Origin of the sequence: Flavobacterium sp. (assembly GCF_027490375.1) — a bacterium.
Lineage (GTDB): Bacteria > Bacteroidota > Bacteroidia > Flavobacteriales > Flavobacteriaceae > Flavobacterium.
Map to the genome: position 1 here is coordinate 63757 of NZ_JAIXYH010000069.1, position 20571 is coordinate 84327.

Annotated in this window: 20 protein-coding genes and 1 pseudogene; 9 read left to right on the top strand and 12 right to left on the bottom strand. The window is 40.6% G+C overall.

The window, feature by feature from the left end; translation table 11 throughout:
• Window positions 1–72 precede the first annotated feature (72 nt).
• Complete coding sequence (locus Q0064_RS09350; RefSeq protein WP_298147610.1) at window positions 73–696, bottom strand: hypothetical protein; 624 nt, start codon at window positions 694–696, stop codon at window positions 73–75.
• A 363-nt stretch (window positions 697–1059) separates the two neighbouring features.
• On the bottom strand, window positions 1060–1860 hold the full coding sequence (locus tag Q0064_RS09355) for an Abi family protein (protein WP_298147613.1): 801 nt from the start codon (window positions 1858–1860) through the stop codon (window positions 1060–1062).
• Between the two features lie 629 nt (window positions 1861–2489).
• Here Q0064_RS09355 and Q0064_RS09360 point away from each other — a divergent pair.
• Complete coding sequence (locus Q0064_RS09360; protein WP_298147615.1) at window positions 2490–5996, top strand: T9SS type A sorting domain-containing protein; 3507 nt, start codon at window positions 2490–2492, stop codon at window positions 5994–5996.
• A 172-nt stretch (window positions 5997–6168) separates the two neighbouring features.
• Here the strand turns inward: Q0064_RS09360 and Q0064_RS09365 are convergent, their stop codons facing one another.
• From Q0064_RS09365 to Q0064_RS09370, 3 genes and pseudogenes are all read right to left on the bottom strand, one after another.
• Window positions 6169–6474, bottom strand: coding sequence for a helix-turn-helix transcriptional regulator (locus Q0064_RS09365; protein ID WP_298147617.1), 306 nt, complete (start codon window positions 6472–6474; stop codon window positions 6169–6171).
• Window positions 6458–6535 (bottom strand): annotated as a pseudogene (locus Q0064_RS14765) (type II toxin-antitoxin system RelE/ParE family toxin); the annotation flags it as partial. The pseudogene Q0064_RS14765 and the gene Q0064_RS09365, both read right to left, overlap by 17 nt.
• A 34-nt stretch (window positions 6536–6569) precedes the next feature.
• The gene (locus Q0064_RS09370) at window positions 6570–6806 is read right to left on the bottom strand and encodes a type II toxin-antitoxin system RelE/ParE family toxin (protein WP_366095065.1); all 237 of its coding nucleotides are present in this window, start codon (window positions 6804–6806) and stop codon (window positions 6570–6572) included.
• Between the two features lie 346 nt (window positions 6807–7152).
• Here Q0064_RS09370 and Q0064_RS09375 point away from each other — a divergent pair, with 346 nt between their 5' ends.
• Together Q0064_RS09375 and Q0064_RS09380 are read left to right on the top strand one after the other, a co-directional pair.
• Window positions 7153–7968: a 2,3,4,5-tetrahydropyridine-2,6-dicarboxylate N-succinyltransferase gene (locus tag Q0064_RS09375; protein ID WP_298147619.1), complete on the top strand. Its 816-nt coding sequence runs from the start codon at window positions 7153–7155 to the stop codon at window positions 7966–7968.
• A 163-nt stretch (window positions 7969–8131) separates the two neighbouring features.
• Window positions 8132–9202: a glycosyltransferase family 9 protein gene (locus Q0064_RS09380; protein ID WP_298147621.1), complete on the top strand. Its 1071-nt coding sequence runs from the start codon at window positions 8132–8134 to the stop codon at window positions 9200–9202.
• A gap of 147 nt (window positions 9203–9349) precedes the next feature.
• Here the strand turns inward: Q0064_RS09380 and Q0064_RS09385 are convergent, their stop codons facing one another.
• Window positions 9350–10159 (bottom strand): glycosyltransferase family 2 protein, encoded by an 810-nt coding sequence (locus Q0064_RS09385; RefSeq protein ID WP_298147624.1) that lies wholly within the window; start codon window positions 10157–10159, stop codon window positions 9350–9352.
• Between the two features lie 66 nt (window positions 10160–10225).
• Here Q0064_RS09385 and Q0064_RS09390 point away from each other — a divergent pair, with 66 nt between their 5' ends.
• From Q0064_RS09390 to Q0064_RS09415, 6 genes are all read left to right on the top strand, one after another.
• Window positions 10226–11002, top strand: a complete 777-nt coding sequence (locus Q0064_RS09390) for a glycosyltransferase family 2 protein (RefSeq protein WP_298147627.1) — start codon at window positions 10226–10228, stop codon at window positions 11000–11002.
• 6 nt (window positions 11003–11008) lie between these two features.
• Window positions 11009–11923: a polysaccharide pyruvyl transferase family protein gene (locus Q0064_RS09395; protein ID WP_298147630.1), complete on the top strand. Its 915-nt coding sequence runs from the start codon at window positions 11009–11011 to the stop codon at window positions 11921–11923.
• Window positions 11920–12777 (top strand): glycosyltransferase, encoded by an 858-nt coding sequence (locus Q0064_RS09400; RefSeq protein WP_298147632.1) that lies wholly within the window; start codon window positions 11920–11922, stop codon window positions 12775–12777. Before Q0064_RS09395 ends, Q0064_RS09400 begins: the two co-directional genes overlap by 4 nt.
• Window positions 12777–13349, top strand: a complete 573-nt coding sequence (locus Q0064_RS09405; RefSeq protein ID WP_298147635.1) for an L-threonylcarbamoyladenylate synthase — start codon at window positions 12777–12779, stop codon at window positions 13347–13349. The genes Q0064_RS09400 and Q0064_RS09405 overlap by 1 nt, the downstream gene beginning before the upstream one ends.
• 245 nt (window positions 13350–13594) lie before the next feature.
• Window positions 13595–15028, top strand: a complete 1434-nt coding sequence (locus Q0064_RS09410; protein WP_298147638.1) for an HD domain-containing protein — start codon at window positions 13595–13597, stop codon at window positions 15026–15028.
• Window positions 15021–16037 carry a COX15/CtaA family protein gene (locus tag Q0064_RS09415; protein ID WP_298147640.1) on the top strand — a complete coding sequence of 339 codons (1017 nt, stop codon included), beginning with the start codon at window positions 15021–15023 and terminating at the stop codon, window positions 16035–16037. Before Q0064_RS09410 ends, Q0064_RS09415 begins: the two co-directional genes overlap by 8 nt.
• Here Q0064_RS09415 and Q0064_RS09420 read toward each other — a convergent pair.
• From Q0064_RS09420 to Q0064_RS09445, 6 genes are all read right to left on the bottom strand, one after another.
• A complete protein-coding gene (locus tag Q0064_RS09420) occupies window positions 16018–16773 on the bottom strand; it encodes a LytTR family DNA-binding domain-containing protein (protein WP_298147658.1) in 756 nt (251 codons plus the stop codon). The genes Q0064_RS09415 and Q0064_RS09420 overlap by 20 nt on opposite strands.
• Window positions 16769–17401, bottom strand: a complete 633-nt coding sequence (locus Q0064_RS09425) for a hypothetical protein (protein WP_298147642.1) — start codon at window positions 17399–17401, stop codon at window positions 16769–16771. The genes Q0064_RS09420 and Q0064_RS09425 overlap by 5 nt, the downstream gene beginning before the upstream one ends.
• Window positions 17401–17976, bottom strand: a complete 576-nt coding sequence (locus Q0064_RS09430) for a 2TM domain-containing protein (RefSeq protein WP_298147644.1) — start codon at window positions 17974–17976, stop codon at window positions 17401–17403. The genes Q0064_RS09425 and Q0064_RS09430 overlap by 1 nt, the downstream gene beginning before the upstream one ends.
• Before the next feature lies 1 nt (window position 17977).
• Window positions 17978–19339 carry a 2TM domain-containing protein gene (locus Q0064_RS09435; protein WP_298147647.1) on the bottom strand — a complete coding sequence of 454 codons (1362 nt, stop codon included), beginning with the start codon at window positions 19337–19339 and terminating at the stop codon, window positions 17978–17980.
• A 137-nt stretch (window positions 19340–19476) separates the two neighbouring features.
• Complete coding sequence (locus tag Q0064_RS09440) at window positions 19477–20100, bottom strand: hypothetical protein (protein ID WP_298147650.1); 624 nt, start codon at window positions 20098–20100, stop codon at window positions 19477–19479.
• Window positions 20101–20369: 269 nt separating this feature from the next.
• The coding region (locus tag Q0064_RS09445; RefSeq protein WP_298147652.1) for a hypothetical protein at window positions 20370–20571 on the bottom strand (202 nt) is incomplete at its 5' end.

The following is a 20571-nucleotide window of genomic DNA, read 5'->3' on the forward strand; positions in this document are numbered from 1 at the left end:
TTGCTAAAAGCAAAAGCTTCATCAAACTACTGAAAACCAATATTGGGATAAGTGCTTTCATGAGCTGCCATGCTATACTGCTTGTTCATACCTGCTAATTTGTCCTGCTCGTAAGGTCAGCAGTATAAATGTAAAAAATAAATTAACTAGAATTGAAAAATGGTCACCGTCAACTACAAAACCCAAAAAACAGAATAAATTTAAAAGTAACCAAAATCCAAAGAATATTTCCCATAAGATAGTCTCCATTTTGTACTTCGCTGGCTTGATAAAAATTCTGGCAGGTAAGTTAGTTTTGACAGTAGTTAAGAGCATAAATAGGTTGAGCGGTATGAGCAAAAACAATAAGAAAGGTATTTGTGTCATTATCGGAATTGCGACACTGTCTGCAAATGGTGGATAATCCCCGCGGGCGCCACGAAAGACATAAAAGCAATAAGTTCCGGGCAACAGTAAGAGCCAAACGAGATTTGCCCAGAGAAAAGTTGCCGTTTTTGTAAGTGTCTTTTTAGTTTTTAAATCTTCAAATGTCTTGACATTGTTGAAAAGCAAATACAACAAAATTGTCGCCGAAGCAATAGAAAGCCCAGAACCCAAGTCCATAAAAGCTACTTTATCTGTTCTTAGTTCTGCTTCTTTTTTATAATACTCAGACTTTTCGATGCTGTGTGAATTGCCGATTAACCCATCTGCCAACTTTTGGTCTTTGTAATAGGGCAAAGTCAGGGAATATAAAAAAAGTCCGATACCGATTAAAAGTACAAGTATTGTTATTAGTCGAGGTGTCATTTACTTTATCTTTTTTGTTTAAATGTTTAGATCGATTTCGCAATTTAGAAAAGGAAAACAAAAAATAACCTCGCCTAAATCAACTTAAATGAGGTGCCGATTATTGCAACTATCTTGATTAATTTTTCTTTGGAGGATTGTGCAACAGCTACCTGTGTTGGCGGTAGTTATGTTATTCATTCCGCCATGTTGCAACTTCTTTCCAATTATTAGGAAAACCCATTAGTGAAGTGTCAGTATTGTGTTCCGCAATAATTTCTTCGATTTTAACTATGAACGAATTTTTTGGATTGAATGAAGATAAAAGTCTTTGATTATAGAAATTATCCCATACATCGTGATGTGGAAATCAGGTGTAACCTCACCTTTAAACTTGTATTTTTCACGACTAGGAATTAAAGGTTGGTCTGCAGTCACTCGTTTATTCCAAAGTCTTGCATGATGGGCACAAATATTTCGAACGTTTGTCAAATAAATTATCCATGAAGTTAAAATGTTTGAAGGCAAATTAAAATCCCTTGCGATTTGCATTTTTTCTTCATCATTTTTCAACCCCTTATAGAGCCTACTTATCTTACCCATAGTTAAGGTTTCTAAAGCCATGTTTGACGGAGGAAATGGTTCAGATATATACTTTCTTTTAAAAGATTTTAAGTAGCTTTCTTGAGGATCAACAAAGGTTTCTGTTATTTCATCAATAACAGTTTGATAAATACGTAAGTCAGCAAATAAGTCTTTTTTTGTCAGCCAGAAAAAACCATGATTTAGACTAAAATAATTTGTCAACTTTGCACGCATTGCAACTTCAATGCGTTCTAGGTATTCATTAACAATCACGCGAAGTTTTTTATCGAATTGATATAGACTGATTATATCATCAAAAGAAACTTTTCCTTTGAACTGGTGGCTTCCGTCGTTTTCTTGTAAGTGATACATATAACCGGTTAAGCGAAAATAGCCTACCGTATTTAAATATTTTATTGCTCTTTCAGTATCGGGAATGTCTAATCCTCTTGCTTTTAGAATCTCAAGATGATCTTCACAACTAAAGGGTTCTTTCTCGTATTTCATTTAAGAAAGGTATAAAAATAAAAAAGCCCCGCAAGTTGCGCATGTAAACAGAGGCTTGCGAGGAATTGATGTTGCAAAAGTAAGTATGTTTTTATCGTCAAGCAAATATTTGCGCGAACATTTGCTAAAGAGCTCATTATTATTATCCACAACTCAACAATTAGTGAAGTCTCATTCCCCTTATCAATGTCCAAAAACGTCCGTAAACATTTAATAACAAGATAGTGCATCAAAAAATTCATGGGTATTTTGTGTATATTAAATTAAACACTTGCTTCGCCTTTTTTTGCCTTGCTAATCTACGTTTTTACCTTACCCAAACCTACCTACTTATAGGTATTTTTTTACTAACGCTCGCTTTTTTTAAACTTCTCGTTTTTTACGCACGTTCTTCGCGCAAGGGATTGAAACGGAAAGCCGCACTGCAGCAAAGCGATTGAAACCGCTGGCGTGGTGGCGACCATAGAAGCCGCAACAACAGCTGGTTGAAACGCTTGGAAACAGTGCGACTTATAGTGAAAAGCCCGACCTGCCGTTGCACTTACTTCCACCAACGTTTGCGGCAGGATGCGCCCAAAAACAACGACCTTTCAATAATAAATCTATCTTTACAAGCTAATTTACTGACTGTGAAAAAGATTTACCTGTTTTTACTGCTCGCTCCGCTACTTTCCCTAGCCCAAATACAATTTACTACCAACATGTTAACCGACCAAAACTCCGGTTTTCAAGGCGCCGATGGCTTTGAACTTATCGATGTAGATAACGACGGCGATAAAGATATTTTTGCCTACAAAGGCAGCAGCTTGGTTGTATTTGAACGCCTGGCCAACGGTCAGTTTAGCAAACCCCAAACAATCAACACGCCTTTTCAAACCTCGTTTACTGCGAAAATGGGCGACCTTAACGGCGATAACCTGCCCGACTTGGTAATTATTACTTCAAATTCCATCAGTTGGATGCCTAACACCGGCTCGTTTACCAATTTTACCGTCATTAACCTTATTTCGACCAACAATGTTCCGAACAGCGTACAAATTATTGACCGCGATGCCGATGGCGACATTGATATTTTTTTCTACGACACCTTTAATTCGGGCTGGTTTATAAACAATAACAACGCCACAAGCTTTACCTACTCCAGCTATTTTGGCAGCAGCGTTTTCGATATTTTAGTACAAGACGTAAATGGCGACAACGCAGCCGACTTTATCTCGAAAGCCTCCGACGGAGAAAATGATTTACGATTTACCGTGTACGACGCTACAGCTACTAATTCGTACGATTTTATTGAAACGATTGACGGTTTTGCGGTGGGTGGTTATCCAGCACTCGGCGATTTAGACGGCGATGGCGACAACGATCTTGCCTATGCTTTTTTAAACGGCCAGACCCGACAATTGGTGTGGTATCAGTATAACAGCACCACCGGGCTTTTTGGCCCTAAAACGGTGATTGCAAGTTTAACTACCGATCCGTCGGGAGTTTATGTAGGAAATGTAAACTCGAATGGCGCTGCCGATATTGTGCTCACCTACAACGATCCGGATAAAATTTCGTGGGTACGTTCTAACGGAAATGGCTCCTTTGCTGCAGAACAAACCATTACGACAGCTGCCGATTTAGTTCGGCAGGTACTCATTGCCGACGCGGATGGCGATACTTTTAACGACATTTTTTTTATCTCATACTACGACTCGAAATTGAGTTATCTGAAAACTAACGGCGCTGTAAATCCGACTTTTACCGAAGTACGTTTAAACAATGCCACCTTTGGCGCGTTTAGCATCGAAGCAGGTGATCTGGATAACGACGGCGATCGCGACATCGTGCAAGCCTCGTTAATAGAACGAAAAATAAGCTGGTTTAAAAACGAGAATGGCGCTTTTAGTAGCAACCAGAACATTATTCAAGAGTTTGAAACCTACGCGCCGTACAACTTACGTGTAACTGATATTGACAACGACGGAGATAAAGATATCTTGTATTTCTCGACCTGGGAACCCAATTTGTCGAATGCCAGCGAATTGGTATTGTTAAAGAACAGCAACAACGGAACTACGTTTACCAAATCGATTGTCTATTCGGTTAACGAAGAAATAACCTCGTACGAACTTCTTGACGTGGATACGGATGGTGATAAGGACCTTGTTGTGGGAAACAACGGCAATTTAATGTATCTCTTTAAAAACAACGGAAACGGAACCTTTGCAACGCCAACGCAGTTCTCGGAGTTCTTATTCAACCGCGCACCTGGATTATTTGCAGTTGCTGATTTCGACAACGATGGCGATACCGACATTGCAACCGGACGGAGCGATGGCGAAGTATCGTGGTTTGTGAATCAAGGTGGGAACTTTACACAAAAGAACATCGTACTTGCGCCTAATAATTTAAACTACAGCATTAAAGCTGCCGACATTGATAACGACGGTGATCAAGATTTGATTTACGAAAACTACAATCCGAATCGGATTGGCGTTTTCAAAAATCAAGGATTAGGCGTTTTTGCCGCTCCGGTGGTGATTGACAATTCTATTTTTCGACCACGCGGACTAAACGCAGTTGATTTAGAGTTAGACGGCGATTTAGATTTGGTTTGTGGAAGTGAAAATTCGATAATCGTAGCCTACCTAAACGATGGCAATGGCAACTTTGGCAACGAAATTACCATTAGCAACGAACCCGCTGCGACACGCGATATTACTACAACCGACTTTACCGGCGACGGTTTGCCGGATTTTGCCATAGCTTCCTACAACGACGACAGTATTATTTGGCTCGAAAATCGCGGACTTGCCACACGACAAATCAACGGAAAAGTGCAATACGACGCCGATTCGAACGGCTGTACCACCCAAGATTACGGCGTGGAAACCAAACTCGTGCAGGCAACCGATGGCAATTTCTCGTTAGCGGCATTTACCTCGGCAACCGGAAACTACCAACTTAACTTAAGCGACGGAAATTACACGCTGAATTTGCCAAACACCGCTACACATTTTGGCGTATCGCCTGTTGAAGCGACCGTACAACTAAACGATGCGTTACCGGTTATCGAGAGTAATTTCTGCATCACTCCGGCCATTGCCACAGAAGATTTGGAGATTAGCCTCTACCCGACCAACAGCGTTCGTGCTGGTTTTGATCATCAGGTTAAAATGATTGTCAAAAACGTAGGAAGTGTCGAAAAAAATGCCACGATAAAACTTTATCATCCTGCGAACAAATTGTTGTTTCAATCGGCTGAACCCCAAGCAAACGCAAGTACAGCGGGCGTTTTAGAATTTACGATTAATAATTTACAGCCACTAACCGAGCGTTTACTCACCGTGAATTTTACTGTAGCTGTTATTCCGATTGTGAATTTGGATGAAATTGTCAATATCGGTGTGGAAATCGACGATAGCGAAGGCGACGCAACGCCTGATAACAACGGTGCGTCGGTAAATCAATCGGTTATTGCATCGTATGATCCGAACGACATAACCGTATTTGAAGGCGCAACCGTACCTATTGAAAACGCCAACAATTACTTGCACTACCGCATTCGATTTGAAAATACCGGTAATACCTACGCCGATCGCGTGGTGATAAAAACAACTTTAGATTCGAATTTAGATTGGAGCACGTTGCAACCCGAAGGCGCGAGTCACCGTTATTTTACCACGATTAAAAACGGCAACGAGATCACTTTTACGTTCAACGCCATTTATTTACCGGCAGCATCGCAAGATTTAGAAGGTGCGCAAGGCTATGTATTGTTTAAAATTAAGCCTAAAAATACAGTTGTGGTAGGAACTCAAGTAAACGCGAGTGCAGCCATTTATTTTGATTTCAATCCGCCTATTCTCACCAATACGGCTACAACGACCTTTGTAAATATCGCTTTAGACGTTGATCCAGTTGAGGTTGAAAAAATGGTTTTGTACCCAAATCCGGTTGATACGCTGTTACGCGTAAACCCAACCACCAATTGGCAAGAAATTGAATTGATTGACGTAACCGGAAAAACGGTGATTCGCACAAAAGCGTTTCCGATTAACACCGAAAATCTGGCGCCGGGCATATATATTTTAAAAGCTAGGACAACTAGCGGACAAACTTTGATACGAAAAGTGGTGAAACGAGACTAAATCATTCTTGTTTTTAAGATTTAGTTATAAATGTATCAAAAGAACTTAGTTAGCATTTATAATATGAGTCTTTAGATTTCTAGCTCAAAATTTTTCGAAATACAGCTCAAAACCGATGATTTTGAGCTGTATTTTCAGTTTTCGTGAGCTGTATTTTGTTCTAAATCCAATTTCAGATTCGAATGGTTAGCTCCAGTTGCCCGCCAAAACCCAATTCGATGATTTTTTGGAGTGTTGAGATGCGTGCTTCTTTCAAATTGTTCTCAATCTTAGAGATATACGATTTAGACGTACCCACTTTTTCGGCAAGTTGCTCTTGTGTCATTCCAAGTTCGATACGTGTGTCGTGAATTAACGCTCCTATTTTGAAAGCTTCGTAACCTGCTTCGAGTTCGTCTCGTTCTTTTGTTCCGCGTTTACCGTAGTTTTTTTCTTTGAACTCTTCGAGCGTCATTGAATTTTTATGATTCGCTTTCATATGCTGCTTTTATTTTAAGGGCTATTTCTATTTCTTTTTTAGGTGTTTTTTGGGTTTTCTTTTGAAAACCATTTGCTAGAACGACTAACTTTCCGTTACAAAAAAAAACAGAAAATTCTAAAAATGTCGCTGCTTACCTGAACTCTAATTTCATAAAGACCGTCAGTATTTTCAATATGTTTGAGATACGTCTCCGGAACTTTTTGTATTTCTTCAATCAAATCAAAAGTCCAAACTATCTTCGCCTTCACTTTTTTATTTTGCTTGTCAAAAAAGTCTTGAAAATAGTTTTTATAAAAAATGATTTTTCTATGTCTGTTTGAAGCATTCACGACCCAAATTTACAAAAGTTTCTCTAAAGTGAAACATTTAATAACAATAACATAGCGAGCGAAATAAAAAATTCTTCACCTTTCCCAGCGCACTTTCCCCGCGTTAGGTGGCGGCGCGAAAATTGCTACCAAACCGTGGCGTGTGATGCGCTTTGCGAAACGGCGACTAACAGAAGCCCGTTTAGCAAGCCGCAGAACCGCAAACGGTTGGAAGCTATTGCAGCAAGCAACCGACGGCCTTGCTTTAGAACGGCTGTTTTACTCGAACGACACCCAAGGCCGGAACGCCCAAAAAAATCGGTAAGTTTCAAATCCAAAAACTATCTTTACACTCAAAATTTTATGCATGAATTCTTTACAATCCATCATCGAAGAAGCTTGGGAAAACCGCGCGTTGCTTAGCGAAGAGCGCGTAACTTCGGCTATTCGAAACGTTATTGAACAACTCGACAACGGCTCGCTGCGTGTGGCGCAACCTACCGAAAATGGCTGGCAGGTGAACGAATGGGTGAAAAAAGCCGTAGTGCTGTACTTCCCGATTCAAAAAATGGAAACGCTCGAAGCCGGTATTTTCGAGTATCACGATAAAATGCCTCTCAAACGCAATTACGCCGAAAAAGGCATTCGCGTGGTGCCCAATGCGGTGGCGCGACACGGTGCGTACATTTCGAAAGGCGTTATTTTAATGCCGTCGTACGTAAATATTGGCGCGTACGTCGACGAAGGTACTATGGTTGATACGTGGGCAACTGTGGGAAGCTGTGCGCAAATTGGCAAAAATGTACATTTATCGGGCGGTGTAGGTATAGGCGGCGTTCTCGAACCGTTGCAAGCAGCTCCGGTAATTATCGAAGACGGCGCGTTTATTGGTTCGCGCTGCATTGTTGTCGAAGGTGTTCGCGTTGAAAAAGAGGCGGTTTTGGGAGCTAATGTGTGCTTAACGGCATCGACAAAAATTATAGATGTTACGGGTGAAAATCCGATTGAATACAAGGGCGTGGTTCCGGCGCAATCGGTAGTCATTCCCGGCAGTTACACCAAACAATTCGCCGCCGGCAGCTACCAAGTTCCGTGCGCGCTTATCATTGGAAAACGCAAACCATCGACCGATTTAAAAACAAGTTTAAACGACGCCTTGCGCGAATATGAAGTAGCTGTTTAGTAGCTAATCCTGCTTTCACTGCAAGTACGCTTTTACCGCGCTCCTTTTTTACGCCTTTAGTCTAGCTTCCGCTGGTCGCTGCCTAAAAGCTCAAAAAGCAAACGCGGTAAAATGCGCGCTTTCCGTTCAATCAGGGCTAGGGCAATCGTTACCGAAAATACATATGAAAAAAATTTTGGTGATTCAACAAAAGATGATCGGCGATGTGCTGGCAAGTAGCATCTTGTGCAATAACTTGAGACAAATTTATCCCAAGGCGCAAATTCATTACATGGTATATCCGTTCACCAAACCCGTTATCGAAAACAATCCGAATATCGATAAAATCATTAGGTACGACGACAACTTAAAACGCAACAAAATCAAGCTGCTGCGCTTTTTATGGCACTTGCGCAAAGAGCGTTACAACATCTTGATAGACGCGTACAACAAACCGGAAAGTTTTTTAGCCACGTTGTTTTCGGGTGCCGATTTAAAAATTGGGTTCTACAAAAAGTACACAAAATTCCTGTACCACTACAACATCGAATTACTTCCACAACCGCGCACCAATGCAGGGACAGCAATAGAAAACCGAATGAACCTATTGGAACCTATTGCGCCAAATTTTGCCTTCGACAACCGTCCGAAAATATTTATCACCGAAACCGAAAAACAGCAGGCGCTCGAAAACTTGCAAGCGCATGGCATTTCCGAATCGGATCCGTACCTGCTAATTAGCGTTTTGGGAAGCGAAGACCGGAAATCGTATCCAGCGGCTTACATGGCAAAAACGCTCGACTTAATTGCAGCGGAATTGGGCTACAAACTAATTTTTAACTTCATGCCAAAACAGGCAGCACAAGCGAAAGCGATATACGACCTGTGCCATCCGGCGACACAATCCCTAATTGTAACCGATTTAGTTGCCAAAGACATTCGTGCCTTTTTAGCTCTTACACACTTTTCAAAAGCACTTATCGGCAATGAAGGTGGTGCTGTAAACATGGCCAAAGCATTGTACAAACCAACATTTACTATTTTTTCGACCTGGATAAAAAAAGAAGCTTGGAGCTCGTTCGACAACGGAACAACCCATGTATCGGTTCATTTAAAAGATTTTAAACCCGAATTGTACGGCGGTAAATCGCCTAAAGAAATGAAAGATAAAGCTATGGAACTATACCAAGCTTTCTTACCGGAATTGCTACAACCCGAATTGCAGCGATTCATGAATCAGGTCAAAAAAACATAGTTAAGCAGCATCAAACAAGAAGTGTGTATTCGTTTGTTGTCGAATTACTTACACGTACAGCAAAAAAGAAATATACGCAGCCTATTTGTAACCCTCGTAAAAAGAAAAGCAGCTAAACGACGGAACCCGAACTTAACTTAACGAGTATTACTTCACGATTCCGAAAGGTGTCCACTTGATTTTCTTATCGCGAACTTCCTTTCTGATGGCGAGATTTGCTGCAAGCGATTCAGGTGTTTTGTAACCGCGGGCGTGGTCGAGGTGCAAAACAATTGCATTATGTCGGATTTGTAAACCTTTTACACCATAATTCTCTAAGCGTTCACCGAATTCGCGGTCTGGACCACCGTATTTCATGCGTTCGTCGTAGCCATTTATCGCAATCATATCCGCTTTAAACGCCGAAGAATTACAATTATTGAAAGACGCGTTAGTTGGCGTGATTAAGTCGGCTATATTAGCAACTAATGAATTTGCAGCTAACTTTAAATAATTGGAAAAATTAAGTTTTTCGATCTTAGAAAGCCAAGAGGTTTTAAAGCAATTGCCGTTTAAAATATCGGCTTTTGCGATGGCTTTACTCGATTTCATTGGAAGTTTGCAATATCCTCCCGAGAGAAACCGACCTTTTTGCGCGTATTTTGCGTGTACTTCCACAAAGTCGGCACGTGGAATACAATCGCCATCGGTCATTATAATATAATCTCCAGCTGCTTCGACGATAGCTACATTAAGGATTTCCTGCCGGCGATACCCTAAGTCTTCGTGCCACAAATGACGCACCGGAACAGGATAAGAAGCTGCATAAGAGTCGATAAGCTCCTTGGTTTGTTCTCGAGAACCGTCGTCGGCAACAATTAACTCAAAGTCTTTGTACGTTTGCACACTGTAGCCAATGAGTACCTTTTCAAGCCATTCTTCAGCATTGTAAGTACTAACAACAACGGATATTTTCATAAATTTTGTGGCTGAGAGTTGGCAAAAATACTAATTAATTTATATTTGTTTCATATTTAAAGTTGCATGCAAGGTAGCTCTCAGCGGAACATTTCGGTATTAATCATCACGCTCAACGAGGAGCAACACATGCAAGAACTCTTATCCGACCTTGATTTTGCTGATGAAGTCATTGTTGTTGATTCCTTCAGTAAGGATCGTACCAAAGAGATTTGCCTTTCGTTTCCGAACGTAAAATTCATTGAACATAAATTCGAGAATTACACTTCTCAACGAAACTTCGCATTGGATCAGGCACGCAATAATTGGGTGCTTTTTATCGATGCCGATGAGCGCCTAACTCCTGAGTTAAAGCAAGAAATTATCGAGAAGATTTCGACCAATACCGATGTTAATGCATACCTCTTTTACCGAAAGTTCTTTTTCAAAAGAAACGTACTTCGGTTTAGTGGTTGGCAAACCGATCGTATTTTTCGATTGTTTAAAAAAGACAAAGCGCGATATACCGCAAAGCGACTCGTTCACGAAAAGTTGGACGTTGAAGGACGCATTGGAGTTTTTCAAAACAAACTCATTCACTACAGTTACGCCGATTACGAATCGTACAAAGCCAAGATGATTACCTACGGAAAATTGAAAGCTATGGAAAAATTTAGAGTCGGTTTCAAACCTACTTTTTTCCACTATCACGGACATGCTTTATACAATTTCTTGTATCAATACTTAGTTCGATTGGGAATTCTTGACGGCAAACGAGGAATCATCATTTGTTATTTAAACGCACTTAGTGTCGTTTATCGTTACAAAGAGCTCAAGCGATTATACGCCGCCGATAAAAATTAGTTTCGCATGGGATTACAATCTTTTTTTGGAAAAGCGTTGTCGCACTTCAATCGAAAGTCGATCAAACGCGAAACATTGCGCAGCATCATTGATTCCGAACAAGAAAATTCCGGAGTAGTTAATATTCATAGATACGATCCGAGTAATATCGGCGATTTCTACTGCGGGCCACATCATTACTTTCCACAACTAAAAGACAAATACTTAGATATTTTCGATTACAAACGCGAAAATACCGAGCAACGTGCCCACTTTATTTCAACAGTGGTTGCCAACAGTTTAATAATTGGCGGTGGTGGTTTGCTAAATCGAGAAGGTTTTAATCTTCAATTAGACGCATTCGCAGAATTAAGTCGAAAAGGAAAAAAAACGGTATTATGGGGCGTTGGGCATAATGCAAAAGAACGCAGCACCTTTGGTAAGTCGCTCAATTATAACATTGACACCGAAAAATTTGGCTTAGTTGGTGTTCGCGATTACGGACGTAAAGAACTTTGGGTGCCTTGCGTGAGCTGTTTGCATCCAACATTTCAACAAACCGATGCCGTAGTAAACGAACTAGGCGTTATTTTCCATAAAAAAACACTCAAAAACAAAAAGCTTACCGCTAAATTCGACGGCATACCTTCGACCTCAAACGATAGCGATTTCGACGAAGTGGTGCGCTTCATAAAACAAACCGATACCATTGTTACCGATAGCTACCACGCAATGTATTGGTCGATTTTACTAGAAAAAAAAGTGCTTGTAATCCCTAATTCGTCGAAATTCTACGACTTCAAATACAAGCCAGTAATTACTAACTTTGAATCTTTTAAAACCGACCTAAATAAAGCAAATCGATACACTGGCGTATTGGCGGAATGCTGCGAAGTGAATACCCATTTTGGAGAAAAGGTTTTTGATTATCTAAATCTATGAGCAACTTTATCCATTTTCTGATCACCCGATTTAACCTGAAAAATCCGAATTGGGACGTAACTAAGAATAACGAAGCTTTATTAACCTCAACGTGGATGGAAGAACGGTTGTGGTTTTTTGAAAACTTTTGCTTCCCATCGGTTACGCAGCAAAGCAACAAAAATTTTAAATGGCTATTGTTTTTCGACGAAACGACTTCCGAGGAAGACCGAATTAAAATTGATCGTATTTGTGGCAAGCATCCACAAATTGAATTGTTCTACATTGCAGGAATGCCGGCATTTCATTCCGAAATAACGCGAATTGTTGCCGAGAAATCGAAAGGGTTTTCACACGTAATAACCTCTAGAATAGACAACGACGACGCCATTCACAAAGATTTTATCAATACCATTCAACAGCAATTTAAAGGACAAGATTACCGGGTCATTGATGTGATAAGCGGTTACTCATTACAAATCAAACCAACAGTAATGCTGGGCAAGAAAGAGCATATCTTCAACCCATTTGTAAGCTTGATTGAAAAAAACGACAATCCAACAACTATTTGGCACAACGACCATCATATTTGGAAAAAAGAAACTCGTATCGACAGAATCGAAGGTAATCGATTATGGATTGCAATCATTCACGAGAAAAACAAAGTGAATAACTTTAATGGTTACGGACTTGTAAATTGGCGCGATATTCAAGCTAATTTTAATTTGCCTGAACCCATAAATGAAATGATTGTTAACGAAATGCAAGCTTTTTCATCGTGGTGGCGACTCAATCTCTACAATGCAATCGTAGTGAACTACAAGGTTTTAAGCAAAAAATTCAAAAAAATGCTTGGCATTTACAAGGTGAAGTGATGCAAGACGTCGAAAGAATAGAAATACACAATGCCTTTGAAGCCTTGGCAAAAGGTGGCATCATTTTATATCCGACCGACACTGTTTGGGGTTTAGGTTGCGATGCAACAAACGAAACTGCTGTAAAGCGACTTTTTGAATTGAAAAAAAGAGCTGCCGACCACAGTATGATTGTACTGGTAAACGGCGATCGACTCATTCACCGCATTTTCAAAGAAGTGCCAGAAGCCGCTTGGCAGATTTTAGAACTGTCTGAAAAACCCACAACTCTAGTGCTCGACGATCCGAAAAACGTAGCGCCGCAACTTATTGCCAACGATAATTCACTCGGAATCCGAATCGTCAAAGACCCATTTTGCAATAAATTGATCGAGCGACTAAAAAATCCGCTGGTTTCTACTTCCGCAAATTTCTCCGGCGCGCCCACGCCAACAAGTTTCGCCGAAATAGCGCCCGAGTTAATCCAACAAGTTGATTACGTAGTGAATTTACATCGCGATAAAAAAACTACGAAATCGTCGGCAATCATCAAACTTACGCGCGATGCTCAAGTAAAAATCATTCGCAGTTAAGTAATTCGCAAAAAACGTATTGCATTTCGCAGAACAGCTAGGTCAATTCACCTAGTAAGGTAAACTCGTTTCCCATGCGAAATTGATTTTCGAACCGATTTTAAGAAAAACTTAGAATGATTTTTGAATTGTTCGCATATCATCCGTCAGGTATGTTGTAAATTTGCCACGCAATAAAAAATCGCGAATGTCGGCGTGAATTACGATTAATCACACGGTTTTCGCCGCTTAATTTCTTCAGTACGGTGTCAACGCAAAATCACGCAGCTGCCCTTCAGCATCCTATTTTTTCGTACGTAGCCAAAACTGCTGCGCAAACTGGCGTTCAAGCCTATGTCGTTGGCGGCTTTGTTCGCGATTATCTACTAAATCGCAGCGGAAAACCAGACATCGATTTTGTTGTTGTTGGAAACGGAATTGCTTTTGCAGAAGCCGTAGCAACCCACTTACCTACCCGACCCAAAGTGCAGTTCTTCAAGAATTTTGGAACGGCCATGTTGCAATTTGCAGAAACCGATATCGAATTTGTGGGTGCTCGTCGCGAATCATACGCCAGAGATAGCCGAAAACCTATCGTAGAATCCGGTACGCTGCAAGACGATCAATTGCGACGTGATTTCACAATAAATGCACTAGCCATCTCACTTAACGAAGCCGATTTCGGTGCGTTGGTTGACCCGTTTGACGGTATTGCCGATTTATCCTCGAAGATCATTCGAACACCAACCGATCCGGATATTACGTTTTCCGACGATCCGTTGCGCATGCTCCGAGCCATTCGATTTGCCGCTCAACTGCAATTTCAAATTGATTCAAGCTGTTTTGATTCCATAAAACGAAACGCGCACCGAATTGAAATCATTTCCAGAGAACGCATCATAGGCGAACTGAACAAAATTCTTGAAACCGAAAAACCATCCCTAGGCTTATCGCTTCTGTACGATGCGAAGCTGCTCGAACTCATTTTACCCGAACTCACGGCCTTAAATCAAGTTGAAGAAATAGAAGGACAAACGCATAAAAACAACTTTTACCATACGTTGGAAGTTGTAGACAATATTTCACGAAACACCAACGACGTTTGGCTGCGGTGGGCTGCCTTGTTGCACGATATCGGGAAAGCACCAACCAAAAAATTTCAGAAAAAGCAAGGTTGGACGTTTCACGGGCATGAATATGTGGGCAGTAAAATGGTCAAAAAGATTTTCATTCGGCTAAACATGCCATTGAATCAAAAAATGAAATTTGTCCAGAAAATGGTGCTTATGAGTTCTAGACCCATTGTTTTGGCACAAGACATCGTGACAGATTCGGCAGTGCGACGACTGATTTTCGAGGCAGGAGAAGATGTGGAATCGCTTATGACTTTATGCGAAGCCGACATCACCACAAAAAACAAAATTAAGTTCAAAAAATACCATCAGAATTTCGAATTGGTGCGTCAGAAGATTGTTGAAGTTGAAGAACGCGATCAAGTTCGAAATTTTCAGCCGCCCATTACAGGCGAATTTATTATGGAAACCTTTGGTATTGGTCCGTCGCGCGAAATTGGTGTCATTAAAGAGTACATCAAAGAAGCCATTCTGGAAGGAAAAATTGCCAACGATTTCGAACAAGCAAAAGAACTTCTCTTCAAAAAGGCGGAAGAATTAGGACTCAAACAACATACAAATGGATAACTATTACAGAAAGTCGATCGGTGCTTCTTTGGTTTTGGTGTATTTGGTTATTGTAGCCGGCGCCTTGGTGCGTATGACCGGCAGTGGCATGGGCTGTCCGGATTGGCCAAAGTGTTTTGGATACTACATTCCGCCCACAGAAATTAGCGAATTGCAATTTCAAGAAAATCGACACTATGAAAGCGGACAAGTTATTATCGTCGATGAAAAACTATTTGTAGCAGCAAAAGATTTCACCTCATCAGCTTCATTCCGCGAAAGCGATTGGAAACCGTACACCAAACACGATTACGCCATTTTTAATCCGGTGCATACTTGGATCGAATATCTAAATCGCTTACTTGGCGCACTTTCGGGCTTGGCGGTTTTAATGATGACGGTTTTTAGCTTTTTAAGTCGCCGACAAGTAAAAGAGAAGCTACTTACTGTGGTCACACTTTTTTTAATGGGTTTTCAAGCGTGGATTGGCGCAACAGTAGTGTATTCGGTCTTGAATCCGATTAAAATTACCATCCACATGTTGGTAGCGCTACTCATTGTTGGCCTGTTGTTTACCTTATACCACCGTGCTCAAGAACAACGAACTTTTTCAGTTTCCGTTCCAAAATGGATTACCGGCTTGGCTCTGGCACTAACGCTCCTGCAAATTGCGATGGGTACGCAAGTTCGTCAGTTCGTCGATGAACAAGTTAAAGGATTGGGTATCGAGCCGGTAAGTCAGCTTTTACACGACGGTCCGAACATCGTTTTAATTCACCGTTCCTTTTCCATTCTGGTATTTGCACTAGCAATTTACCTGTTTGTAAAGCTCAAAAATACAGGTCTAAAAAATCTGGCTGTTTGGCAGTTATTTATTGTTGGTGCCGAAGTTTTCACAGGAATTTTAATGTATTATGTCGATTTCCCTTTCGGAAGTCAGACCTTACATTTGGTGTTTGCTGCCTTGCTTTTTGGCTGCTATTACCTAATAACCTTGCGCGCCAAAGCAGTTACTCCAACCATTTCTTAAAGTCGGCTACTTTCTCGCGACTCACAATTACCTCATCTGCCTTGTACGTTGCAGGAATAATTTTTAAACGCGAGTTGCTGTATGCCGTAATTTCCTTAACGGAAGTAAGCGGCACGAGGAATTTTCTGCTTACGCGGAAGAATTGAGCCGGATCGAGTTCTTGCTCGACTTCGTCCATGGTTTGATCGATTAGATAATCGCGATTGTCAATCGTATGAATGTAAGTTCCGCGATTTTCACTGAAAATAAGTTCTATATCTTTCAATTCGATGATGCGGAGTTGCGCGCCAATTTTCACGGTAAAGCGTGTTTTATACGCCTTCGCAGAAGAAGGCGCAAACAATTGTTTTAATTGTTCGAGATTGAAATCGGGCTGGTCGTTTTTCTCGAATCGCTTTCTGAATTTCAATACTGCCGCTTCCAAATCGTCTTCATCGATTGGCTTTAGCAAATAGTCTATGCTATTCAATTTAAATGCTTTCAGGGCATACTCGTCGTAAGCCGTTGTGAAGATTACGGCGCTGCTGATTTCTACTTGCGAAAAAATCTCGAACGACAAACCGTCGCTTAATTGAATATCCAAAAACAATAAATCCGGTGCCGCATTACTGCGAAAGTACGATACGGCTTCTTCAACCGAATGCAGCATTTGCACCACTTCAATCGATAACTTTTCTAACTTCCGCGACAGCAAACGCGCCGCAGGCTTTTCGTCTTCAACAATAATAGCTCTAATTTTCATGCTTTAATTTTGCGTGTTTTCGCGACCAAACTGTAATTAAAATACTTCCCACAACCGACGGCGCCAACCAAGCAACAACCGCTGGTAAAAATGAATTGTTTACCACTAAAAAAGCGGTGAATGCGGCGATATAAGCACCCGTCATTCGTTGAATGTGCAGTAAATAGTACGGATTTGCAAGCTTAGTTCTGCCGAAGAACATCATAAAATCTTGTACACACATCACCAAACTACCTGCTCCAAAGGCCAAGATCACCACATTAAACTCGTTAACAACACCAAAGTAAATTAATCCCAAGGAAAACAAAACCATGGTAGCCGAGATAATTAAAATCAGTGCCGACTTTATAATCTTACCTTTCACTAACGCCATGCCTTGCAAACCCGTGGTGAGCATAAAAATAGTGAAAACCGATATGCACAGTAAAAACACCGAATCGTGTAAAACCGACATTACAAAGCCAGCTACAGCACAAACGTACATGTTTATGGCAAAGATTTTTCCGTTGATGACATGCCTGCGATTCCCTTTGCGTGCAGCCATGAGGTAACTTCCAATCAACAAAGCAATACCACCGCTGACGATGTGAATAACCAGAATAGTAATAAAAAGCGGATCCACTACTTTCGGTTTGAATTTTTCATAAACTCTTCAATTTTGCGGCGTTCCCATGCTTCATTAAAGAACAAATTGGCTCCAAAAACACTTACTGCGTGCGCCACCAATCCAAATCCCCACCAAATGGCCAAATTAAAAAGGCCCAAGGAAAGTGGCGAACCATCAGCAAGTTCTGAAATAACAACAATAGCATTAACAATCAGGTAGGCAATTAAATGTCCGTAGAAGCCGCGTAACTTTTTAATCTTCTTCTCTACTTCATATTTGATTTCGGCTTGCTGTACCGCTGTAAGTTCTGCCGAAATACCCAAACCTTGCGTGTATTTCTGCATTTGAGCTGCTTCGATATCGCGCATCAGTCGGGGCATTCTCTGAAATGCTTCCAGATAGTGAAAAAACAAGCCTATTCCCCACCCGATCAATGAAAACCAAAACCACTGAAACTCGGGCATCAACCATAAATTTACGGCAATTAACGTAGGAATCACAATACAAAATGCGGTAAGATGTCCGTAAAAACCTTTAATGTTTTTCAATTGCTTTTGTACGTTTTCCGGAATGTGTTGCTGCGGCTCCATATTAACGATACTTGTTTTGTTTCTCTTTCTCTAATAACTCTTGTACTTTTCTCTTCTCCCAATCGGCACCAAAAAACGGCATAAAATTGAAAACCGACATCGCGTGAAATAATACGCCGATTCCCCAACCCAAAAGCGGCCAGAAAAACCACAGTTTATCGGGAGTAGTAAGTAAATTAAGTGTAATTAAACCCAAATTCACTAAAACATACGACATTAAATTGCCGTAAAATCCTTTGATGTCTTCGACGCGCTTGCGAGCATCGATATACGCTTGTTGCGATTGTGTATCAGTTTGTTCCATGATTTCTATAACTTCTGTTAGGATCGGAATAGCAACGGCAAAAGTGGTTTCACTTTCAAGTATTTGCACCGATCGTTTGGTTAATATGCTGTATCTATTTACGATATTCTGTAAGCCAACGCCTTCGCGATCTTTAAGAACTTCCTTGCGCTGTAGGTCGTTTTCCACAACCAAATTATTGTCTTTTATGTAAATCCGCACTTTTAAAGGTTTCTGCGGACTCACCACATTATGCTTAATCGTATTTTCTAAAAGTAATTGTAAACTCAACGGTACTACTTTCGATTCGTCGTATTCCTGAATTTCAGGAAGTTCGTACTGCAAACTGCCTTCAAAACGCATTTGCAACAAATTCAGATAGGTTTTGGCGAATTTTAACTCTTCTTCCAAAGGAACCAATTCCTTGTCTTTTTGCTCCAAAACGTAGCGGTAAATCTTCGACAATGAAGTGGTAAACTTCTGCGCATTATCCGGATTTTCCTCAATCAACGAACTCAACACATTTAAACTGTTGAACAAAAAATGTGGATCGATTTGATTCTTCAACGTTTCAAAACGCGCCGACGCATTTCCTGCAATTATCTTCTGTTCCTTCACCTTCACTTCCTGCATTTGCTTGTAGAAGTAGATAGCGTGGAACAATAAAGAAATAACCAACGTTAGCAAGATCGAAAACAGGTAACTGCGCACCGTTTGCTGGGCTAAAAAAACAGGTAGAGGCATTTGGTTTAGCAGAACATCGGTAACATAGCGAATGATAAAAATACCAATCGTGGTGAGAACAACACTTCCAACAACACCAACCACAAAGCGAAATTGCTTATACTTTTTCCACGGACGGAAGTTGATGTAATTAAAAAAAGTGCTGTTAATGAGCGTAAGAACGGTACCGTATAAAAAGTAAATTCCGATTTCTCTAAAAAGCTCGTTGTTCAATTCAAAATCGCGCCCCAATAACATTTCAATAAAAAATGCCGTTGCAGTAATGCCAAAGCTCACAACAATACCTGTGATAACAGCCTTGAAAATGATTTGGATGGTTTTTTGAATAATCGACATACGGCGGCGTTTTAAAAAATTTAAAATACGAATTTAACTACAGTTGTTGCGATGAAAACGATCAAGATAAACATAATGATTTTGAAAAAGCTGCGAATTGTATTTTGAATAACTAACATGATTTATTGAATTTAAAATTATTTACCACACGAAGCCAAAACTTGTTCTGCACGTTCTTTTCCCCAAGTTGGTGCAAAAGGCGTAGCGGGTTTTTCATTTTCGAACATGGCAATCGATCGCGCTACTTGTTCACACATCGGCTTGGTATCTTTTCCCCAAAATTTAGCTCCTCCAATTTCAAAGTCGGCTTTACTGAAAACCACACGCGGATTCTCCGGAGCTAATTTTTCTGCTTTAGCATATAATCCCATGATAATCGGACTGTATTTTTGGCCATTTGTCATCGGATCTTGAACAATGTAAGCCGTATAAATCAAGGCTTGCACTACCAACAGTTCGGCGTTTTCGGCATTTTTCGCCATTTCAATGTCTAATGCGTTCTGCGCCTGGGTAAGTAAAGCCGTAATTTGCGTTTTGTCTTTAATGTAAAATGCCGAGGTGGTGTTTACCAACGCAACGTAATAATTCGGCAACCATTCGTTTGGTTCTGCGGCAGCAATGCGCTCAAATAAAGCGGATGCTTCAGTGGTTTTTCCCGAATTCCACAATTCCATTCCTTTCTTCATGCCGGTTTCAAATTTCGATTGAGCGAACACTGCTGTCGATAAAAGTAAACTGAAAATTAATGCTTTAGTTCTCATTTTTTTTTTAGATGTTTAAGTTTGATGATGTAAAAGTATTTTAGTGATTCTGCTATTTAAAATAAGTTCTACTGAACTGTAAAATTTGTGTACTGAATTGTAATTTTTCGTTTTTTGGGCGCATCCCGGCGGTATTTAGTGGAAATCTCGTGCGCCGCCGCGTCCCGCTTTCGCTCATAGTCCTCGCTGCGTTGCCCTCTTGCATCGGGCCTTGCTGCGGGCTAATCCGCTCAATCGGTTGCGCAAAATCGTGCACAAACGATCAAAATCTAACCTGAACTAGATTTAAAAATTAAAGTCAGAAAACATAGAAATGGTTGATTAATACCAATTGGATTTATAAAATAGGCTGGAGAAAAAAGGTTGTTTTTGAGACAGAACAATGCAAAAAAATGTTGCATAGCAGCGCTACGGAAGATTTTTTTAAAGCAGTTATGACTTAAAAACATTTTTTTATCGGACTGTTTTATA